This is a genomic window from Streptomyces capparidis (genome assembly GCF_054782095.1).
This window is the reverse complement of record NZ_BAAGTD010000005.1, coordinates 36,021-52,952: the sequence shown is the minus strand read 5'-3', so window position 1 is coordinate 52,952 and position 16,932 is coordinate 36,021. Positions and strand designations below refer to the sequence as shown.

Sequence of the window (16,932 nt, the reverse complement as noted above, 5' to 3'; positions counted from 1 at the left end):
CCCCGACCCCTCGCCCGGCGTCCACTCCGCTGCTCGGGCGTGACACGGCGAGGAGAGGGTCACGGACCGCCTTCCTCCGCCCGGCGCCGGCGCATGTGCAGGGCGAGCACGCTCAGCCAGCACCAGCCGGTGACGATCGCGGCACGCTGGAGCAGCCCCGCGTGGTCGACCAGTCCCTCGGTCTGGTCAAAACCCGCACTGGCCAGGGCGAACGTCGCGGTGAAGACGGCGCCGGCGAGCGCCGAGTGGATCGCCAAGGCGCGGTTGCCCCATCCGGCGAAGCGTCGGGCGAAGACGAAGCAGGCCGCTGCCAGTGCCAGGAAGGCGGCGAGCGAGAACCCGTCGTGCAGGGCGGCGTGTGTGCTGCCGTAGTGGGTGGGCCTGTCGGGGGTGCCGGGAGGGTACCCGTTGACCGGATCGGTGACGAAGATCCCCGCGCCGATGATCCCCGTCGCCCAGGTCCCGACCAGCAGCACGCCCCAGGGCGAGCCTCCCAGGGGGCGAAGGGCGCGGCGCAGCCCGAGGGCGAAGGCGAGCCCGAGGGCGCCGGTGACGATGAAGTTGGCCATCTGTATCCAGCCGAGGTCACCCAGGGCGAGCGAGCTCACCGGGTGGCGCAGCGGGTCGTAGTGGGCGCGGGTGGCGCCGGTGACGAGGAAGGCCACGACGAACAGTGGTCCGGCGACCACGCCGCAGGCGAGCAGACGGCCTGTCCGTGCCGCGTCGCCCGGCCGGGGCGGGACTCGCGCTGGTGTGGGCTGCAACGTTCCTCCGGAGGGTCGGTGATCCGCGACCTGCGCCCGCTCCGCGCGGAGGGGACGCAGGTCGGCGGCGTGAAGGCGGCGCGACGCCGCCAGGGCGGCTGTCAGTCTGGGTTGACAAGGTCATCTCTGTCAACCCAGACTGACAGCCATGGAAACGGGAGATCTGGCCGAGAGCCTCCGGTCCCACGACCCCGCCGTAGGGCTGCGGGCGGTGAGCGCGCTGCACCGGCTGGCCGAGCAGGTCGAGGCGGTGGCCGTGGCGCGCGCCCGGCAGCAGGGATGGTCCTGGGAGCAGATCGGCGACGCGCTGGGCGTGTCACGTCAGTCCGTGCACGCCAAGTACGGGAAGTGAGGGACAGTGTTCGAACAGTTCACAGCGGATGCCCGCGCCGTGGTCACCTCGGCGCACGAGGAGGCCCGGCTGCGCGGCGACCGCCGCCTCGGCACCGAGCACTTCCTCCTCGGGGTCCTCAGGGCCCGGGACTCCGGCGCGGCACGGGCTCTCGGCGTCGACCTGGCGGCAGCCCGTGCGGCCCTCGACGACCTGGACCGGGCGGCGCTGGCCGTCGTGGGCATCGACGTCCGGGGCATCGAGCGGGCGCCGATACCCGCCTCGCGCAAGCGCACCCCCCACACCTCCGCCGCCCGCTCGATCATCACACTCAGTGCCGCCGAGGCAAGGAGGACGGGCAGCCGCCGCATCGGCCCGGACCACCTCCTGCTGGCGCTCCTGGCCCGCGAACGACCCGACCCCGCCGCGGAACTGATGGCACACCTGGGCATCGCCCCCGCAGCCGTACGCGACCGCCTCTGACCCGCCCGGCGCCGGCGGGGCCGAGCGCTCCGGCCGGAGAGCTCGGCCCCGCCGCCGGTGAGCGAGTCGATCTCCGTTCGGCGACGGCACCCGGGGATGTCGTCGCGGCGCGCATAGGGTCGCCGACATGACACTGCGACCCGTTCAGGTGAACATCAAGGCTCTCGACGCCTCGGCGGTCGGCCGGTTCTGGGCGGAGGCGCTCGGCTGGGGCGTTTCCGGCTCGGGACCCGGCGCGACCGCCGTTCAACCCGCCGGGTTCGATTGGCCGGACCCGGTCACCGTCGGCATCGACGTCATCGCCGTCCCGGAACCCAAGACGGCGACGAAGAACCGTGTGCACCTCGATCTCGCCACCACCTCCGCGGCCCATCAGGCGGAGCTGGTCGAGCGCCTGCGGTCGCTCGGCGCGACGCCCGCCCACGTGGGCCAGGGCGACGACGTGCCGTGGACGGTCCTCGCCGACGTGGAGGGCAACGAGTTCTGCGTGCTGGAGCCTCGGGAGATGCACCGGGACACCGGTCCCATCGCCGTGGTGGTCGTCGACTGCGCGAATCCGCGGGACATGGCCCGGTTCTGGGACGAGGCGACGGACTGGACCCTGCACGAGGTCACCGACCACCACGCGGTGCTGCGCTCCGCCAGGGGTGACGGCCCGTACCTGGAATTCCTCCGCACCCCCGGCGGGAAGACCGTGCCGGACCGCATCCATCTGGACCTGGTGCCGGGCCCCGGTGACGATCAGGAGGCGGAGGTGGCCCGGCTGCGGGCCCTCGGCGCCACCGACCTGGACGTCGGCCAGGGCGACGTCCCCTGGACGTGCCTGACCGACCCGGAGGGCCACGAGTTCTGCGTCCTCGCCCGACCCTGACGCGAAGCCCCCCGGCTCCGCCCCCGGAACGGCACCCACCCACCTCCCGGCGCCGCGGGCGCAGACCCCCTGGGGCCCGTCGTCACCGATCGGAGGGGGGACCGCCCAGCAGGGCGGCGGCGACGGCGACGAGTTCGGTGTCCGTGGTGTCGTGGCGGTGGGCGGTGACGCCGGAGCGGAACAGGGAGGCGCCCTCGACGAGCATGGTGAAGACGGCGGCCCGCGCCCGGCACCGCTCCTCGGGCAGCCCGGGGTCACGGGAGCGGATGAACGCGGCGACCCGGGCCTGGTAGTCGCGGTAGAAGCCGTGCACGGCCTCGGCGACGGCCTCGTCCCGGCCGGCCATGGCCCATACCTCGGCGAAGGTGCGCACCAGCCGCGGGTCGTCCTGCTCGGCGAGCAGCCGCCGTACCAGGGGCTCGGGGCTGGGCGCGCCGTCGGCGGCGGGGGCCAGCAGGGGGGCCAGGCGTTGCAGGGACCGGTCCAGGGCGCGGGCGAGCACGGCGGCGACGAGGTCGGCGCGGGAGGGGAAGTAGTACTGGAGATGGCCCAGTCGCACCCCGGCCGCGGTGGCGACCGCGCGCATGGTCAGCGCCGTGTGCCCGGACTCGGCGAGGATCCGCTCGGCGGTGTCCAGCAGCCGGGCCCGGCGCTCGGTGCCCTTGCCGGTCCCGCCCGCCGTCCGCGGTGGGCGCGTGGGGTCGGCGGTCACGCGGCCGCCCCTTCCCCGCCGGCCCGCGCCGGGCCGCCCTCGGCGCGCAGGTCGACCCCGTGTTCCCGCAGCAGGCGCGGCACGTCGAGCGGGGCGGGGGTCTGCTCGGGGAAGGCCACGCCGCGCGGCGCCGGGGCGCCGTCGGCGGCCAGGGCCCGGCGCAGCGCCAGCAGGGCGCCGACGGCGGTCAGGTGGGCCTGCCCGGCCGGGTCGGTGACGGTGGCGGTGCGGGTGCGGCCCTCGCGGGTGACGTCGACGCGGAGGCGGGCCGTGCCGCCCTCGCCCGGCGCGTACAGCAGGGCCTGCCGCACCGGGGTGAAGCGGTCGCCGCGGCCCCACCGGAAGAACCCCAGCCGTTTGACGGCCAGCAGGGAGGAGGTGGACGCGGTCGAACTGAACCCGATCCTGGTGGCGGCGGTGGTCGCGCCGAGGGTCAGCGGCAGGGTGAACTGCTCGGGGGTGTCGACGCGGGCGACCCGGGTGGGGATGTCGCCGACGCGGACCCGGCGGACGTCGCTGAGCGGTGTGACGGTCCGCCACCGCCCGTCCTGCCGCACCTCGTAGTCCAGGCCGAGGCGGTCCATGAACTCCACGGAGTCCGCTCCTGCCCGGTCCTTCAGGTCCCAGCGCACGGCCACCTCGACGGTGTCCGCGCCCCCGAGCACGGCGGCCAGGTGCGCGGCGACCAGGCTCGTCACCCCGCCCATCCACGCCGAGGACAGCAGGACCGGGGACCCGGGGGCGGCCATGGCCGCGACCGTGGCCGCGCGGGTGAGGCGCGCGGTCCACCGGGTGACGTCCACGAACGGCACCCCGCCCGCCACCGCGGCGCGCAGGATCCGGTCCTCCGGGTCGTTGACCAGTTGCACCACGGCGCGCACCCGGGCGCGGAACGGCGCCGGATCGCCCAGGTCCCACCGGCGCAGCCGCGCCCCGGTCCCCTCGGCCGGCGCCTGTCCGCGCGCGGCGGTGCGCCCGGCCAGCACCAGCGGCCAGGAGGGCGCCGCCATGCGGGCCAGTTCGGCGCCGACCGTTCCGTAGCCGCCGACCAGGAGCACCGGTCCGGCGGCGTCGAAGGAGAGTTCGTCGTTCACGAGAGCCAATTTAGGTCATCCGACCTAGATTCGCGAGCTCCGGCGGAAAAGGGGGGTGCGGCCACGGCGGCCGACCGCGGGCGGGCGACCGGTGGCTGTCGTACCCGCGTGTCAGGATGGGGGACGTGATCGAGACGGCTGACTCCATCGGCAGCCCGTCCCCGGGCATGCCCGCTGACCTGCCCGCCAGTGCTCTCGCCGATCAGGTGCTGGCGCGGCTCACGCCCGTTTACGCGGCGGCGGGGAACGCCGAGCATGCCGCCGGGGCGAGCGCCTACATGCGCGGGCAGTTCCCGTTCCTCGGCATGTCCACCACCGAGCGGCGGGCCCTGTCGCGGCGCGTGCTCGACGGCACCGCCCGCCCTTCGGAGGCGGACTGCGCCGCGATCGCGCTGCGCTGCTGGGCGCTGCCGGAGCGGGAGTACCAGTACTTCGCGGTGGACTACCTGCGCCGCCACGCGGGCCGCTGCTCGTCCGCGCTCCTGCCGGTCGTGCGGCGACTGATCACCGTCAAGCCCTGGTGGGACACGGTGGACCTGCTGGCCGCCCACGTCGTGGGGCCGCTCGTGGCCGCGGACCGCGCGCTGCCCGCCGTGATGGACGAGTGGATCACGGACGACGACATGTGGGTGGTCAGGACGGCGCTGCTGCACCAGCTCCGGTACAAGGAGCGCACGGACGCGGACCGGCTGTTCGCCTACTGCACCGCGCAGGCGGGCCACCGGGACTTCTTCGTGCGCAAGGCGGTCGGGTGGGCCCTGCGCGAGTACGCGAAGACCGATCCGGCCGCCGTACGGGACTACGTGGCCGGGCACCGCGACCGCCTGTCGCCGCTGTCGGTGCGCGAGGCGCTGAAACACCTCTAGGGCCGGTGGTTCCTCGGTCGCGCCGGCGGTGAACGCGTCACTCCTCGACGAGGCGCGGCGTCCCTGTGGAACCGGGCGGGCCGAGCGTCTCCCCGATGGATCGGCCGCCTGCCGTCAGGGCCGCGCGTGCGGTGGTGAGGATCTCCTCCGAGAGCGGGGAGTCCTTGGTGGCGCGGGCCAGGAGGAGGGCTCCGAGCATGGTGCACAGCCGGGTGATGCCGTCGCGGTCGTCGGTGGCGAGCGCGTCGGCGAAGGCGCGCACGCCCTCGGCGTAGACGCGGTGTGCCTCGTGGTTGCCGTCGGCCCGCGCCATGTCGGCGGCGAGCCCGGCGACGGGGCAGCCCTTCGCCGCGTTGTCGCGGTGCTCGACGGAGAGGTACGTCTCGATCAGCTCGCGCTGGGCGGCCTCGCGCTGCCCGGCGTGCCGCTCCAGACCGGCCCGGTGCACCTGGGCGAGTTCGTTGAACGCGTGAGCCGTGGCCTCGTCGACGAGCGCGTCCTTGGAGGCGAACTGCTTGTAGAAGCCGCCGTGGGTCAGTCCGGCGGCCTTCATGAGGTCGGCGACGCTGACATGGGTGCCCTGCTCGCGGAACAGCCGGGAGGCGGTCTCCACGACCCGCTGCCGGTTCTCCCGCGCCTGCGTCTGTGATACGCGACCCATCGGCCACCTCCCGGTTGGATGTCGGTTGCCATCTATCCTAGACTCCAATTAGATTGCAGTCGTAATCTAATGGGCGGGCCCGGCCCCCGGGCCACAGCAGAGCAGGGAGCGGACATGGAACTCAACGACGCGGTCGCCGTGGTCACCGGAGCCAACCGAGGGCTGGGACGGCGGCTGGCCACCCAGCTTCTGGACCGGGGAGCCAAGGTCTACGCGGCGGCGCGCCGCCCCGAGAGCGTGGACCTGCCCGGGGTCACCCCGATCCGTCTGGATGTGACCGACGAGGAGTCGATCCGCTCCGCGGCGCGCATCGCCTCCGACGCGACACTGCTGGTGAACAACGCGGGGATCTCCACCGGCACCCCCTTGCTCGCCGGTGATCCGGAAGCGGTGCGCCTGGAGATGGAGACCAACTTCTTCGGGCCGCTCGCCGTGACCCGGGCCTTCGCTCCGGTCATCGAGGGCAACGGCGGCGGCGCCGTGCTCAACGTCCTGTCCGTGCTGTCCTGGCTGCACCCCGCCGACCTCGGTGCCTACGCGGCTGCCAAGGCCGCCGCGTGGGCGCTGACCGACGCCGCCCGCGAGGAGCTGGCGCCCCGCGGCATCACCGTCTCGGCACTGCACGTCGGGTACATGGACACCGACATGGCCCGTGCCGTCCCGGCCGACCGGAAGGCCGACCCCGCCGACGTCGCCGCCCAAGCCCTGGACGCCATCGAGCAGGGCCTGCCCGAGATCCTCGCCGACGACATCACCCGGCTCGTCAAGCAGAGCCTGGCCCCGGCGCCGAACCCGGCGTGAACGCCCGACCGGCGCCAAGGCCGCCGTCGGCGAGACGACGACCACCGCCGACGGCGGCCACCAGGGCACCGGACTCGTCATCACACACCCTCCCCGCGAGGGCGAGGAGCCACCACGGGCAACCTTCAGTAAAAGGTCGCCTTGGCGCACGACGAAACCGCACTGGCGCTGTTGATCCGGCAACTGTAGACCTTCACATCGCGCACGTCTTTGAAGGTCCAGTCGCCCGGCACGGTGTCACCGCAACCGGTGGTCACCTTGATCGGGTCGGCGGTGGTGCAATTCCATGAAGAGCCGTTCACGCGGAGATCGCGCTCCGACGCGTCGAAACCACCTGCGTATGCCCGATGGCCACCTTTGACACCACCACTCGCGTAGTAGGTGCAGGAGCCGTACGCCTCGGTCGTCATGTCGCAGCCGCGGCCCGTGTCGGCCGGCCCGTTGGCATGGCAACTCAGCGTGGTGGCGGCGCTGGCCGGCGCGGAGAACGCCATGACCGCCGTCGCGGTCGCGCACGCCACCACGGCCGTCCGCCTGATGAATTTCATGGGTGCGTGAAACGGGCATCACCACTGCACGAACAAAGAGGCGGTCCACCGCTTCGGAGAGAAAAGGCGGGGGTGCATTCCGAATCCCCGTCCTCCGCAGCCCCGCGCCCACGGCGTCACCGTGAAGGGCGAACCCGGCACCGGCTGAGGTGCCGTCTCACCGCGTGTCAGCCGGAGAACAGCGGCGACACGGCGCTCTCCGAGTCGCTCTGCCAGTAGGTCACCCGGATCGAGTCGTCCACGACCACGCCCTCCGCCGAGGGCAGTTCGACGGCCGTGGCCTCGCCCGTGTCGTCACCGATGTTCTCGCCCTGGAAGGCCACCGTCAGGGTCGTCTCGGTGGTCGCGTCCGGCTTGCTCCGGTTGGCGAGCACGCCCGCGTAGCCCTCGCCGCCGGGGTCGAGGACCACCACGGACTGCGGCTTGGAGTCCTCGAAGGCCGGCGGCACGGACTGCGCCTCGCCGAACTTGACCGCCGGATGGCCGAACAGACGGCAGGCCTTGTCCCCGGTGTTGGTGACGGTGAGCAGCAGCTTCGAGTCGTCCTTGTGGGCGGGCAGGGCGAACTCCGCGGTCACGTCGGTGTTCGCGTCGGTGCAGGCGTCCCCTTCGGCGGCATCCTCACCGCCGCCCGTCGCGCTGCCGTCCGTGTCGCCGCCGCCCGACGTGCCGTCCGTCTCGCCGCCGGTGCCGCCGCTGTCGCCCCCGGTGGTGCCCGCCTCGCCGCCCGTGCCGCCGGTGTTGCCGGAACCCCCCGGCTGGGCCGATGCGGGGGAGGAGGCGGTGGGCTTCGGGGAGGCGGCGTCACCGGCCGTGTCGTCCCCCGACTCGCAGGCCGTGGTCGCCAGGAGCGCGGCGGCGACCATGCTCAGGGTGCCGAGCTTCCAGTGGCGGGTGGTCTTGCGGAAGGAGCGCATCACGATTCCCTGTGGCTGTCGACTGGCATACGTCCGTTCGCGAACGACGCGAACAGCTTGATCAGCATGTACCGCCCGCGACATCGAACTCACGTACAACCAGGCGCCGTTACAGATCGAAGACACGGAAGCGACACTTCCGGCACCACCGCGCCGAACCCGGCTGCCGCACCCGGGACCGGCGGACTCGCTGGAAGCGGTCGGGCCGCCGACCCCCTCCCCGGCACCGGGCGAGCCGTCCAAGTCCGCCACCATCCGACACGGTTTCCTGAATTCAGCAAAACCTGTACTCTCATGCCGTGCTGACCGTTGCTTCCGACATCGAGGTGCTGGCCCGGTTCGGCCGCGCGCTCGCCGACCCGATCCGCTGCCGGATCCTGCTCGCCCTGCGCGAGGCCCCCGCCTACCCAGCCGACCTCGCCGACGCCCTCGGCGTCTCCCGCACCAGACTCTCGAACCACCTCGCCTGCCTGCGCGACTGCGGCCTGGTCGTCGCCACCCCCGACGGCCGCCGCACCCGCTACGAACTGGCCGACCCCCGCCTCGGCCACGCACTCGACGACCTGCGCACCGCCGTCGTCGCGGTCGAGGTGGACAAGACCTGCCCCGACGCCCCGACCGAGGACTGCTGCGAATGACCGCGATCTCCCTGGGGCCCTCACCGGCCCGGCGCGAGGTGCTCACCCGCCGCATACGCCTGCTGGTCGCCGCGACCATCACCTACAACGCCATCGAGGCGATCGTCGCCTTCACCGCCGGAACGCTGGCGAACTCCACCGCGCTGATCGGCTTCGCGCTCGACTCCGTCATCGAGGTCTGCTCCGCCGCCGCGGTCGCCTGGCAGTTCTCCGCCCGCGACCACGCGCTGCGCCAGGCCCGCGAGAAGACCACCCTGCGGATCATCGCCGTCTCCTTCCTCGCCCTCGCCGCCTACGTCACCTTCGACGCGGTCCGCGCCCTGACCGGCACCGGCGAGGCCGAGCGCTCCATCCCGGGCATCACGCTCGCCGCCCTGTCCCTGGCCGTGATGCCGTTCCTGTCCGCCGCCCAGCGCGGAGCCGGACGCGAACTCGGCTCCGCCTCCGCGGTCGCCGACTCCAAGCAGACCCTGCTGTGCACCTACCTCTCGGCCGTCCTCCTGGCCGGTCTGCTCCTCAACGCCACCCTCGGCTGGTCCTGGGCCGACCCCATCGCCGCCCTGACCATCGCCGCCATCGCCGTCAAGGAAGGCCGCGACGCCTGGCACGGCAAGGGCTGCTGCGCGGCCCCCGCCACCGCGGTGGCACCGTCCACCGCCGCCGAGACGGACGGGTGCGGCTGCCGTCCCGGCTGCGACTGCTGCGACAGCGCCGACCAGGACCCGCCGCCCCGGTCGGAGGCGCACGGCACCCGGTAGGGACTCACACCGGGGCCGGCAGGTTCATGAGCGCGAGTTCGGCCGGGTCGATCACAGCGGTGATCCCGGTGATGCGATCGTCGGCGACGGTGAAGACCAGGAGGGACAGCGGGGTGCCGTCCTCGCTCCAGGAGACGACGCCGGGGCGCCCGTTGACGGTCGCCGCGTGTGCGCGCGCTGCTCTGCCGGCCAGTTGCGCGCGGGTGGCGACTTCGGTGGCCCCGAGCGTGACGAACCGGCCGTTCGGGGCGTGGACGGTGAACTCCACCTCGGGGTGGAGAAGCTGGAGCAGTTGCTCGAACCGACCGTTGCGGGCCGCGGCCAGGAAGGCCTGGACCACCTCGCGCTGTCGTCGCCCGGCAGGTGCCGGCTGCTGGGCGGCCCGCACTTTCCTGCGGGCGCGGCTGGTCAGCATTTTGGTCGCGTCGGCGGATTTGCCGAGGATGGCGCCGATCTCCTCGTAGGGCACGGCGAACACGTCGTGCAGCACGAACGCCAGCCGTTCGTGCGGGCGCAGCGAGTCGAGGACCGTCACCAGCGCGAGGCCGACGGAGTCCCCGAGTGCCACGAGGTCCTCCGGAGCAGGGGCGTCGTCGAGCGTCACGGTGCGTTCGGCCGGCTCGTCGTCGAGGGAGACTTCCGGGCGGGTCCGGCCCGACCGCAGGACATCGAGGCTGATGCGGCCGACCACGGTTGTCAGCCAGCCGCCGAGGTTGTCGATGGTGCCGGCGTCCTGGCGGGACAGACGCAGCCACGCCTGCTGGACCACGTCCTCCGCGTCGGCGTGTGATCCGAGCAGGCGGTGGGCGACGGCTCGGAGCCGGTCACGCTGGGCCTCGAAGGCTTCGACGATCGGATCCGCGGAATGGGTACCGGGCATGTTGTTACCTTCCTCGAAGCTGCTCCGTCATAGGGGTGACGGGCAAACGCCCCGCAACGTAACCCGATGAGGGGGAGCACTCCCGCATGGAGAACCGGCTCAAGAACAAGAACACGAACAACCCCGATGTGTGGACCGCGATCCAGCACCTCCAGAAGGCGATCGCCGCCGGGGGCGTCGATCCGAAGCTGCTCGCGCTGGTCCATCTGCGCGTCAGCCAGATCAACGGCTGCTCGGCGTGCGTTCACGCCAGTGCCGCCGCGGGGAAGAAGGTGGGTGACACCGACGAGCGGCTGCACAACGCGGCGGCGTGGCGTGAGGCGCCGTTCTACACCGACGCGGAGCGCGCGGCACTGGCGTTGGCCGAGGCCGCCACCCGGCTACAGGACGGCGCGCGGGGAGTCACCGACGAGATCTGGGACGAGGCCAACGCCCACTTCACCGAGGAGCAGATCGGCGCGATCAACCTGGAGATCGCGCTGACCAACTTCTTCAACCGCATCAACCGCACCATCAAGGAACCGGCCGGCCGGACCTGGGGCTGAGCCCGACCCGGCCCGGCGTCCCAGCCGCCGCTCGCACCGGCCGGACCGGTCGGCCCCCGGTCGGCGGTGGCGGGGGACGCCGGACGGCGCCGCGGCGGCCGACCGGCTCCGAAGGGGCGCCTGAACAGCGCGCAAGCCAAGCGGCGCGGGAGAGGGCGGCAGATGTCCGCGGGGAACCCCTCCAGTGGGGCGGCCGCGGGCGAAGCCGCTCGACGGGAGGGGGCGAGAGGGTCACAGCCGCGTGGCTGTGCGGATCAGCCCGGCGAGGGCGAGGGAGCGGCTGTGCGCGGGCCAGGCGATGTGGGTGACGACGGGGGGTGCGTCGCTCAGGGGGACGGCGGTGTGCTCGGCCCACAGCCAGGCGCGGGCGGAGTCGGGGAAGATGGCCACGGTGCGTCCCAGGGCGATCAACTGGGCCAGTTGCGTCTGGTCGTGGATCTCGGGGCCCGGGCCGGGCGGGTAGGTGCCGTGGCGGGCCCAGCGGGCGAGCGGAAGATCCGGGATCTCGCTGACGTCGGCCAGGGACAGGGACGTGCGCGCGGCCAGGGGGTGCCCGGCGGGCAGGATGGCGATCTGCCCCTCGGTCATCAGCTCCTCGCTGTCGAACCCGGCCAGGGAGTTGAACGGCGCGTGCATCAGCGCCACGTCGGCGCGGCCGTCGCGCAGCATCTCCTCCTGCTCACAGGTGCCGCTCGGCAGCACCTCGACCTCGGCGGCGCCGGGCTCGGCCGCGTAGGCGTGGAGGAGCTTGTGCAGCAGCTCGTGGGACGCGCCGGCCTTCACCGCCAGCACCAGGCGGTTGCGGGCGCCGCCCGGCCGGTCGGCGCCACCGGCGCGACGGGTGCGGCGGGCGGCGGCGGTGGTCGCGTCGAGCGCCGCGCGGCCCTCTTGCAGCAGCATCTCCCCGGCGCCGGTCAGGGCGACGCCGCGGCGGTCGCGCTCCAGCAGACGGACGCCGAGGCGCCGCTCGAGCTGCTGGATCGCCCGCGACAGCGGTGGCTGGGCCATGCCCAGGCGCTCGGCGGCGCGGCCGAAGTGCAGTTCCTCGGCGACGGCGATGAAGTACCGCAGCTCGCGGGTCTCCAAGGTGTCCACGGCCACAGCGTACCCCGGTGATACCCGCCGGGTATGACAGCGCACCGCTCCGGTATTGGATGCGCCGCTCGCCGGCGAGCGAACATCGACGCAGGGCGAGACGAATTCCGCGCCGGTGGCCGGCACACCGCGTGGCAGGCAGCCCTCTCCGGTATCCGGCTCGGCAGGAGAGACACAGGCATGAACACACCCCCCGCGGCACTGCCCGGCGGCACTTGGACCATGGGCGATCTGACCGTCACCCGCTTCGGCTACGGCGCCATGCAACTCGCCGGCCCCGGGGTCATGGGCCCGCCCGCCGACCACGACGGCGCGCTCGCCGTACTGCGCGAGGCCGCCGCCCTCGGGATCACCCACATCGACACCGCCGGCGCGTATGGACCACGCGTCACCAACCGGTTGATCCGCGAAGCGCTGCACCCCCGTCCCGCGTCGCTGCACATCGTGACCAAGGTCGGCGCGGTCCGCGACCGGCAGGGCGGCTGGCCCCCCGCCCGGCAGCCCGAGGACCTGCGCCGCGCCGTCCGCGAGAACCTCGAGGACCTCGGCCTCGATTCGCTCGACGTGGTCAACCTCCGGCTCGGCGACGCCCGGGGCCCCCGGCCCGGCTCGCTCGCCGAGCCCTTCGAGACCCTCGTCGAACTCCAGCGGCAGGGCCTGATCCGACACCTCGGAGTGAGCAACGCGACGGCGGAACAGGTCGCCGAGGCACAGGCGATCGCGCCGATCGTATGTGTGCAGAACATGTACAACCTCGCCAACCGCCAGGACGACGAACTGATCGACGACCTCGCCGACAAGGGCATCGCCTATGTGCCCTTCTTCCCGCTCGGCGGCTTCACCCCGCTTCAGTCCACGGCGCTGACCACCGTGGCCACCCGGCTGGACGCGACGCCGATCTCGGTCGCCCTGGCCTGGCTGCTGCGGCGGTCACCGAACATCCTGCTCATTCCCGGCACCTCCTCGGTGGCGCACCTGCGCGAGAACGCCGCCGGCGCCGCACTCTCGCTCTCCGACGACGACCTCGCCGAGCTGGACAAGATCGGCCACCGGCCGGACACGACCCCGCCCGCGGCCGGACCAGGGGCCAGTGGCGGGTGACGCGGTGCGGGCCTCGCCTCCCCGCCGGTGACCGAGGGGCGTGTCCGCACATACCGCCGCGCGCGGTGGCGTCACCGCAAGGCGGCTCCACCGCGCCGGGGGCGCGGTTCGGCGTGCGGGACGGGCGCCACTCGCCGGGCTGTGGTCGCGGTCGGCGGGCTGGCCTTCGGCCCACTCCTCGTCGTTCCACCGGCGGGTCGCAGGAGTGATCGCCATGGGCAGGCGGCCCGTCGCGGTCTGCATGACGTCGCACTCCCACGGCCCGAGGCGGTTGTCCGCGAGCGCGACGAGATGCGCGTCGCGGCGCCACTCGCGCAGCACCGTGATCTGTGAGCGGCTCGGCGCCGAGCCGCTCCGGCTCAGCCACCGGGCAGGGGCTGCCCGGCCCGTCCGGGTCGGATCCTGCGGGCGTGGATACGGGTGACCGGGACGGCCCGAGCGCCGACCGGGGTGAGCCGGGCGCGGGCCAGGGCCCGCCCCGGGTACCGCCCCGGGGCGGGCGCCCGGCCGGGCACGGGCACCGGCCCGCCCCGGGACGGCTGTGCCGCCCGTGAGCCCCGCGGCCGTCTCCCCTCAGCCGGTCGGGGCGGCCGCCGCGGGGCGGGTGCGTTCCGCGCGGCGCAGCACGACGAGCGCGAGGAGGACGCCCGCCAGGTTGAGGCCGGCGGCGACGAGCGACCCTCGCTGGAACCCCTCGGTGAGCGCCGCGCCCGCGGGGGTGCCTGTGGCGAGCAGGTCGTCGGTGGCGGCGATGGCCACCGAGGCGACGATCGCCGTCCCCAGCGCGCCGCCGATCTCCCTGGAGGTCTCGACCATTCCGCCGGCGAGGCCGCTGACCGAGGGCGGGATGCCGATGAACGCCGCCACCTGCACCGCGACCATCGACAGGCCGACGCCGACGCCGATCAGGATCATGGCGGGGAACAGGTGCGGCCAGTACCCGGCGTCCTCAGGGGCGCGCGCGAGCAGCAGCAGCCCGGCCGCCGAGGAACCCTGGCCGATCGCGAGCGCCGAGCCGGGGCCCAGTCGCCCCAGGACGCGGGGCGCGATCCCGGCGGCGGCGACGACGGAGGTCATGGCGATGGCGAGGTAGGCGACACCGGTGCGCAGCGCGGAGTAGCCCAGCACCTGCTGCATGAACAGGGACGCCTGGAAGATCGTCGCGATGAACGCGCCGAACACCAGCGCCGCGACGGCGTTCGCGGCGTTGAGGGTGGGCCTGCGGAACATCGACAGCGGCATCAGCGGCGCGGCGGCGGAGCGCTCGACGAGCACGAACGCCGCGAGCAGGACCAGGCCGGCCACCAGGAACCCGATCGTCGCGGCGGAGGTCCAGCCGTGGTCGACGCTTCTGTTGATGGCGTACACCACGGCCATCAGCCCCGCCGTGACCGCCACCGCGCCGAGGACGTCGAACCGGCCCCGGGCGCCGCCCCGGTCGCCGGGCCGGTCGGCCGGGACGAAGCCGGTGACCAGCACGAGCAGGGCCAGGCCGATCGGCACGTTGACGAAGAAGATCCACGCCCAGCCGGGCCCGGCGGTCAGCACCCCGCTGAGCACGACGCCGAAGGACGCCGCGCTGCCGCCCACGGCGCCGAGCACACCCAGGGCCTTGGTCCGCTCGGCGCCCTCGGGATAGGTGTTGACCAGGATCGCCAGCGCCGCCGGAGCGGCCAGCGCCGCCCCCACCCCCTGGCCCGCGCGGCCGGCGACCAGCAACTCGAACGTGCCGGCGAGACCGGCGACGAGCGACGAAACGGTGAACACGCCCATTCCGGTGAGCAGCACCCGCCGGCGTCCGAGCAGGTCCGCCGCGCGCCCGCCGAGCAGCAGCAGCCCGCCGAGCAGCAGCCCGTAGGTGATCACCACCCACTGGAGGTCGGTCGGCGCCAGGCCGAGGTCGGCCTGGATCGACGGCAGCGCGACGTTCACTATGGCGATGTCGAGCGAGATCATGAATTGGGCGCTGCACACCAGCGCGAGGACCACTCCGGGACGGACCGGGCGGCGGCGGACGGGACGGATCAGCGGATCGGCCGCTGTGTTGACGTTGACCATGCCCGCTAGAACCGGCGCGAGGCCGGAAAGTCGTCGCGACCGCCGCGACGACTTTCCGGCGCGGCCCCTCGGCCCGGCCGGGCCCGCCGACCGACCGACCCGGCCGGGCCGCTACAGCCCGAAGACGTCGAACAGGGCGGGGTCGAGGAACGCGTGCAGGGCGGTGATCCGGCCGTCCCGCCACTCGAGGACCTGGATGGCCGTCGGCTCGAGCAGCCCGTCGGCACCCCGGCGGTACAGCGCCACGGCCGGGCACCCGTTGGCCTCGGTGGACAGCAGCCGCGCGTTCGCGCAGCCACGGCCGCCGGTCTCCAGCCAGGTGCCGAACGCCTCCCGGCCCCGCAGCCAGAACGCGAACGGCGGCATCGAGACGACCACGTCCTGGTGCAGCAGCGCCACGATGCGGTCGATGTCGAACCGCTCGAACGCGTCGACGTACCGTTCCAGCAGCCGGGGATCGACCGGTTCGCTCCCGCCCGGCGGCCCGGCCTCCCCGCGCCGCGCCGCCGCCAGCGCGGCCCGCGCCCGCCGCACGGTGCTGTTCACCGCGTCGACGCTGGTGTCCAGCAGCGCCGCCACCTCGGCCGCCCGCCAGCACAGCACATCACGCAGGATCAGCACCGCGCGCTGGCGCGGCAGCAGGTGTTGCAGCGCCGCCACGAACGCGAGCCGCACCGACTCCCGCGACACCACCCGCTCCAGCGGATCGCCCACCTCGACCAGCCGGCTCGGCACCGGCGACACCCACGTCGCCTCCGGCAGCGCAGGCCCCAGCTCACCCCGCGCGTCACCCGCGGCGGCCAGGTCCATCGGCAGCGCCCGGCCGCGCCGGTCGTGCGCCGCGTCGATGCAGACGTTGGTGGCGATCCGGTACACCCACGGCCGCAGCCCGGACGGATCCGCGAGCCCCGGCAGGCCGCGCCACGCCCGGACCATCGTCTCCTGCACCGCGTCCTCGGCCTCGTGCACCGAGCCGAGCATTCGGTAGCAGTACCCGAACACCGGCCGCCGAAGCGCTTCGAGTCCCTCGCCGAGCGAGCGATCCACCACGGTCCCCGCTCCGGACGCTCTGGCCACACACACCACCTCCAAGACTCCGGGGACACGGACGCCCCCACCAGTGAGACACCCGGCGCCCCCAAAACTCGTCGCGCCCACCGCCGCGTTGCGCCGGAGGAACGCTCCGGAGGTGCGATCCCAGCCCGGTCGGGCAGCGTGCACACCGGCTCGGCGCCGCTCGGCACGGACCCTCGGGACCTCCACGGCGGGTCGGCACCCGGTACGGGGGCGGGGCGGAGGAGAACACGGCGGTGCACCCCGACGGCGACCGGCTGCCGCGCGAGCAGGCGCGGCGGACGCGGCCGGCCGCCCCCGGTCCCTGGACGACGCCGACTTCGACGGCAGGTTCGGGATGCCGCCGCCCGCCGCCCGCGCCACCGTGACCTGCGGCCACCCCGTCCTCGCGCCATCACTCTCGCCATTCAGCGTGACGGCCGCCGTCTTCGGTGGTCAGACCCCGTGGGTGAGTGGCTCCGCTGCGCCGGACCGGCTGGTGGCCCGTGCGGGGCCCAAGGTGTCCGGCCGGGCCGGGGCCGGGCTTCCACCGCGGTGAGACCACCTCGGGGCCCAGCGGTTCGCCGGTCGTCGGCGGGCAGGCTGCGGGGCGTGTGTCGCCAGGCGATCCTGGCAGCCGTCCAGGCCGTGAGGACCGGTTCCCCGGATGCCTCGCGTTCGCTTGACGGAGCGTCGGCATCGTCACGGCGCGACTTCGGACCGGCGCGCCCATGGCAAGCGTTGGCCTCCGCGCGG

At 73.9% G+C, this 16,932-nt stretch carries 19 protein-coding genes and 1 pseudogene; 9 read left to right on the top strand and 11 right to left on the bottom strand.

The genetic code is table 11. The features are described from left to right. Positions 1-59: 59 nt before the first annotated feature. Complete coding sequence (locus ACYVO2_RS06235; RefSeq protein WP_461006578.1) at positions 60-689, bottom strand: DUF998 domain-containing protein; 630 nt, start codon at positions 687-689, stop codon at positions 60-62. A 223-nt stretch (positions 690-912) separates the two neighbouring features. Between ACYVO2_RS06235 and ACYVO2_RS06230 the strand changes: the two genes are divergently transcribed. The 3 genes from ACYVO2_RS06230 to ACYVO2_RS06220 all read left to right on the top strand — a co-directional run bounded on the left by ACYVO2_RS06230 (position 913) and on the right by ACYVO2_RS06220 (position 2,449). Next, complete coding sequence (locus tag ACYVO2_RS06230; RefSeq protein ID WP_461006577.1) at positions 913-1,116, top strand: helix-turn-helix domain-containing protein; 204 nt, start codon at positions 913-915, stop codon at positions 1,114-1,116. Positions 1,117-1,122: 6 nt separating this feature from the next. Beyond that, complete coding sequence (locus ACYVO2_RS06225) at positions 1,123-1,578, top strand: Clp protease N-terminal domain-containing protein (protein WP_461006576.1); 456 nt, start codon at positions 1,123-1,125, stop codon at positions 1,576-1,578. A 127-nt stretch (positions 1,579-1,705) separates the two neighbouring features. Then, positions 1,706-2,449, top strand: a complete 744-nt coding sequence (locus ACYVO2_RS06220) for a VOC family protein (RefSeq protein WP_461006575.1) — start codon at positions 1,706-1,708, stop codon at positions 2,447-2,449. A gap of 82 nt (positions 2,450-2,531) precedes the next feature. Here ACYVO2_RS06220 and ACYVO2_RS06215 read toward each other — a convergent pair whose 3' ends face one another. After that, positions 2,532-3,161, bottom strand: a complete 630-nt coding sequence (locus tag ACYVO2_RS06215) for a TetR/AcrR family transcriptional regulator (RefSeq protein WP_461006574.1) — start codon at positions 3,159-3,161, stop codon at positions 2,532-2,534. Next, positions 3,158-4,255, bottom strand: coding sequence for a saccharopine dehydrogenase family protein (locus ACYVO2_RS06210; protein ID WP_461006573.1), 1,098 nt, complete (start codon positions 4,253-4,255; stop codon positions 3,158-3,160). The genes ACYVO2_RS06215 and ACYVO2_RS06210 overlap by 4 nt, the downstream gene beginning before the upstream one ends. Before the next feature lie 167 nt (positions 4,256-4,422). Here ACYVO2_RS06210 and ACYVO2_RS06205 point away from each other — a divergent pair, with 167 nt between their 5' ends. Continuing rightward, positions 4,423-5,121 carry a DNA alkylation repair protein gene (locus ACYVO2_RS06205; protein ID WP_461006733.1) on the top strand — a complete coding sequence of 233 codons (699 nt, stop codon included), beginning with the start codon at positions 4,423-4,425 and terminating at the stop codon, positions 5,119-5,121. Positions 5,122-5,158: 37 nt separating this feature from the next. Here the strand turns inward: ACYVO2_RS06205 and ACYVO2_RS06200 are convergent, their stop codons facing one another. After that, positions 5,159-5,782, bottom strand: coding sequence for a TetR/AcrR family transcriptional regulator (locus ACYVO2_RS06200; RefSeq protein ID WP_461006572.1), 624 nt, complete (start codon positions 5,780-5,782; stop codon positions 5,159-5,161). Positions 5,783-5,896: 114 nt separating this feature from the next. Between ACYVO2_RS06200 and ACYVO2_RS06195 the strand changes: the two genes are divergently transcribed. Then, complete coding sequence (locus tag ACYVO2_RS06195) at positions 5,897-6,583, top strand: SDR family oxidoreductase (protein ID WP_461006571.1); 687 nt, start codon at positions 5,897-5,899, stop codon at positions 6,581-6,583. 125 nt (positions 6,584-6,708) lie between these two features. Here the strand turns inward: ACYVO2_RS06195 and ACYVO2_RS06190 are convergent, their stop codons facing one another. Together ACYVO2_RS06190 and ACYVO2_RS06185 are read right to left on the bottom strand one after the other, a co-directional pair. Next, entirely contained in the window at positions 6,709-7,131 is a 423-nt protein-coding gene (locus tag ACYVO2_RS06190) for a hypothetical protein (protein WP_461006570.1), read from the bottom strand. A 167-nt stretch (positions 7,132-7,298) separates the two neighbouring features. Next, the gene (locus ACYVO2_RS06185; RefSeq protein WP_461006569.1) at positions 7,299-8,048 is read right to left on the bottom strand and encodes a DUF4232 domain-containing protein; all 750 of its coding nucleotides are present in this window, start codon (positions 8,046-8,048) and stop codon (positions 7,299-7,301) included. Between the two features lie 299 nt (positions 8,049-8,347). On the opposite strand from ACYVO2_RS06185, the gene ACYVO2_RS06180 reads away from it, so the two are divergent. Beyond that, positions 8,348-8,686 carry an ArsR/SmtB family transcription factor gene (locus ACYVO2_RS06180; RefSeq protein WP_461006568.1) on the top strand — a complete coding sequence of 113 codons (339 nt, stop codon included), beginning with the start codon at positions 8,348-8,350 and terminating at the stop codon, positions 8,684-8,686. Next, complete coding sequence (locus ACYVO2_RS06175; RefSeq protein ID WP_461006567.1) at positions 8,683-9,444, top strand: cation transporter; 762 nt, start codon at positions 8,683-8,685, stop codon at positions 9,442-9,444. The genes ACYVO2_RS06180 and ACYVO2_RS06175 overlap by 4 nt, the downstream gene beginning before the upstream one ends. A 4-nt stretch (positions 9,445-9,448) precedes the next feature. Here ACYVO2_RS06175 and ACYVO2_RS06170 read toward each other — a convergent pair whose 3' ends face one another. Further along, positions 9,449-10,324, bottom strand: coding sequence for a sigma-70 family RNA polymerase sigma factor (locus ACYVO2_RS06170; protein ID WP_461006566.1), 876 nt, complete (start codon positions 10,322-10,324; stop codon positions 9,449-9,451). Positions 10,325-10,410: 86 nt separating this feature from the next. On the opposite strand from ACYVO2_RS06170, the gene ACYVO2_RS06165 reads away from it, so the two are divergent. Beyond that, positions 10,411-10,869, top strand: a complete 459-nt coding sequence (locus ACYVO2_RS06165) for a carboxymuconolactone decarboxylase family protein (RefSeq protein WP_461006565.1) — start codon at positions 10,411-10,413, stop codon at positions 10,867-10,869. Positions 10,870-11,100: 231 nt separating this feature from the next. Here the strand turns inward: ACYVO2_RS06165 and ACYVO2_RS06160 are convergent, their stop codons facing one another. Next, positions 11,101-11,964: a LysR family transcriptional regulator gene (locus tag ACYVO2_RS06160; RefSeq protein WP_461006564.1), complete on the bottom strand. Its 864-nt coding sequence runs from the start codon at positions 11,962-11,964 to the stop codon at positions 11,101-11,103. A gap of 180 nt (positions 11,965-12,144) precedes the next feature. Between ACYVO2_RS06160 and ACYVO2_RS06155 the strand changes: the two genes are divergently transcribed. Beyond that, positions 12,145-13,065 (top strand): aldo/keto reductase family oxidoreductase, encoded by a 921-nt coding sequence (locus tag ACYVO2_RS06155; protein ID WP_461006563.1) that lies wholly within the window; start codon positions 12,145-12,147, stop codon positions 13,063-13,065. 171 nt (positions 13,066-13,236) lie between these two features. Here the strand turns inward: ACYVO2_RS06155 and ACYVO2_RS06150 are convergent. From ACYVO2_RS06150 to ACYVO2_RS06140, 3 genes and pseudogenes are all read right to left on the bottom strand, one after another. Then, positions 13,237-13,386: pseudogene (locus ACYVO2_RS06150) on the bottom strand (helix-turn-helix domain-containing protein); the annotation flags it as partial. Positions 13,387-13,638: 252 nt separating this feature from the next. Continuing rightward, positions 13,639-15,123 carry an MFS transporter gene (locus ACYVO2_RS06145; RefSeq protein ID WP_461006562.1) on the bottom strand — a complete coding sequence of 495 codons (1,485 nt, stop codon included), beginning with the start codon at positions 15,121-15,123 and terminating at the stop codon, positions 13,639-13,641. 111 nt (positions 15,124-15,234) lie between these two features. Beyond that, positions 15,235-16,200 (bottom strand): RNA polymerase subunit sigma-70, encoded by a 966-nt coding sequence (locus ACYVO2_RS06140; RefSeq protein ID WP_461006561.1) that lies wholly within the window; start codon positions 16,198-16,200, stop codon positions 15,235-15,237. Positions 16,201-16,932: the final 732 nt, after the last annotated feature.

Coding starts and splice junctions, on each gene's coding strand:
- ACYVO2_RS06200 (WP_461006572.1), bottom strand. CDS start 5,782: ATGGGTCGCGTATCACAGACGCAGGCGCGGGAGAACCGGCAGCGGGTC.
- ACYVO2_RS06205 (WP_461006733.1), top strand. CDS start 4,423: ATGCCCGCTGACCTGCCCGCCAGTGCTCTCGCCGATCAGGTGCTGGCG.
- ACYVO2_RS06185 (WP_461006569.1), bottom strand. CDS start 8,048: ATGCGCTCCTTCCGCAAGACCACCCGCCACTGGAAGCTCGGCACCCTG.
- ACYVO2_RS06175 (WP_461006567.1), top strand. CDS start 8,683: ATGACCGCGATCTCCCTGGGGCCCTCACCGGCCCGGCGCGAGGTGCTC.
- ACYVO2_RS06165 (WP_461006565.1), top strand. CDS start 10,411: ATGGAGAACCGGCTCAAGAACAAGAACACGAACAACCCCGATGTGTGG.
- ACYVO2_RS06170 (WP_461006566.1), bottom strand. CDS start 10,324: ATGCCCGGTACCCATTCCGCGGATCCGATCGTCGAAGCCTTCGAGGCC.
- ACYVO2_RS06195 (WP_461006571.1), top strand. CDS start 5,897: ATGGAACTCAACGACGCGGTCGCCGTGGTCACCGGAGCCAACCGAGGG.
- ACYVO2_RS06220 (WP_461006575.1), top strand. CDS start 1,706: ATGACACTGCGACCCGTTCAGGTGAACATCAAGGCTCTCGACGCCTCG.
- ACYVO2_RS06230 (WP_461006577.1), top strand. CDS start 913: ATGGAAACGGGAGATCTGGCCGAGAGCCTCCGGTCCCACGACCCCGCC.
- ACYVO2_RS06155 (WP_461006563.1), top strand. CDS start 12,145: ATGAACACACCCCCCGCGGCACTGCCCGGCGGCACTTGGACCATGGGC.
- ACYVO2_RS06145 (WP_461006562.1), bottom strand. CDS start 15,123: ATGGTCAACGTCAACACAGCGGCCGATCCGCTGATCCGTCCCGTCCGC.
- ACYVO2_RS06190 (WP_461006570.1), bottom strand. CDS start 7,131: ATGAAATTCATCAGGCGGACGGCCGTGGTGGCGTGCGCGACCGCGACG.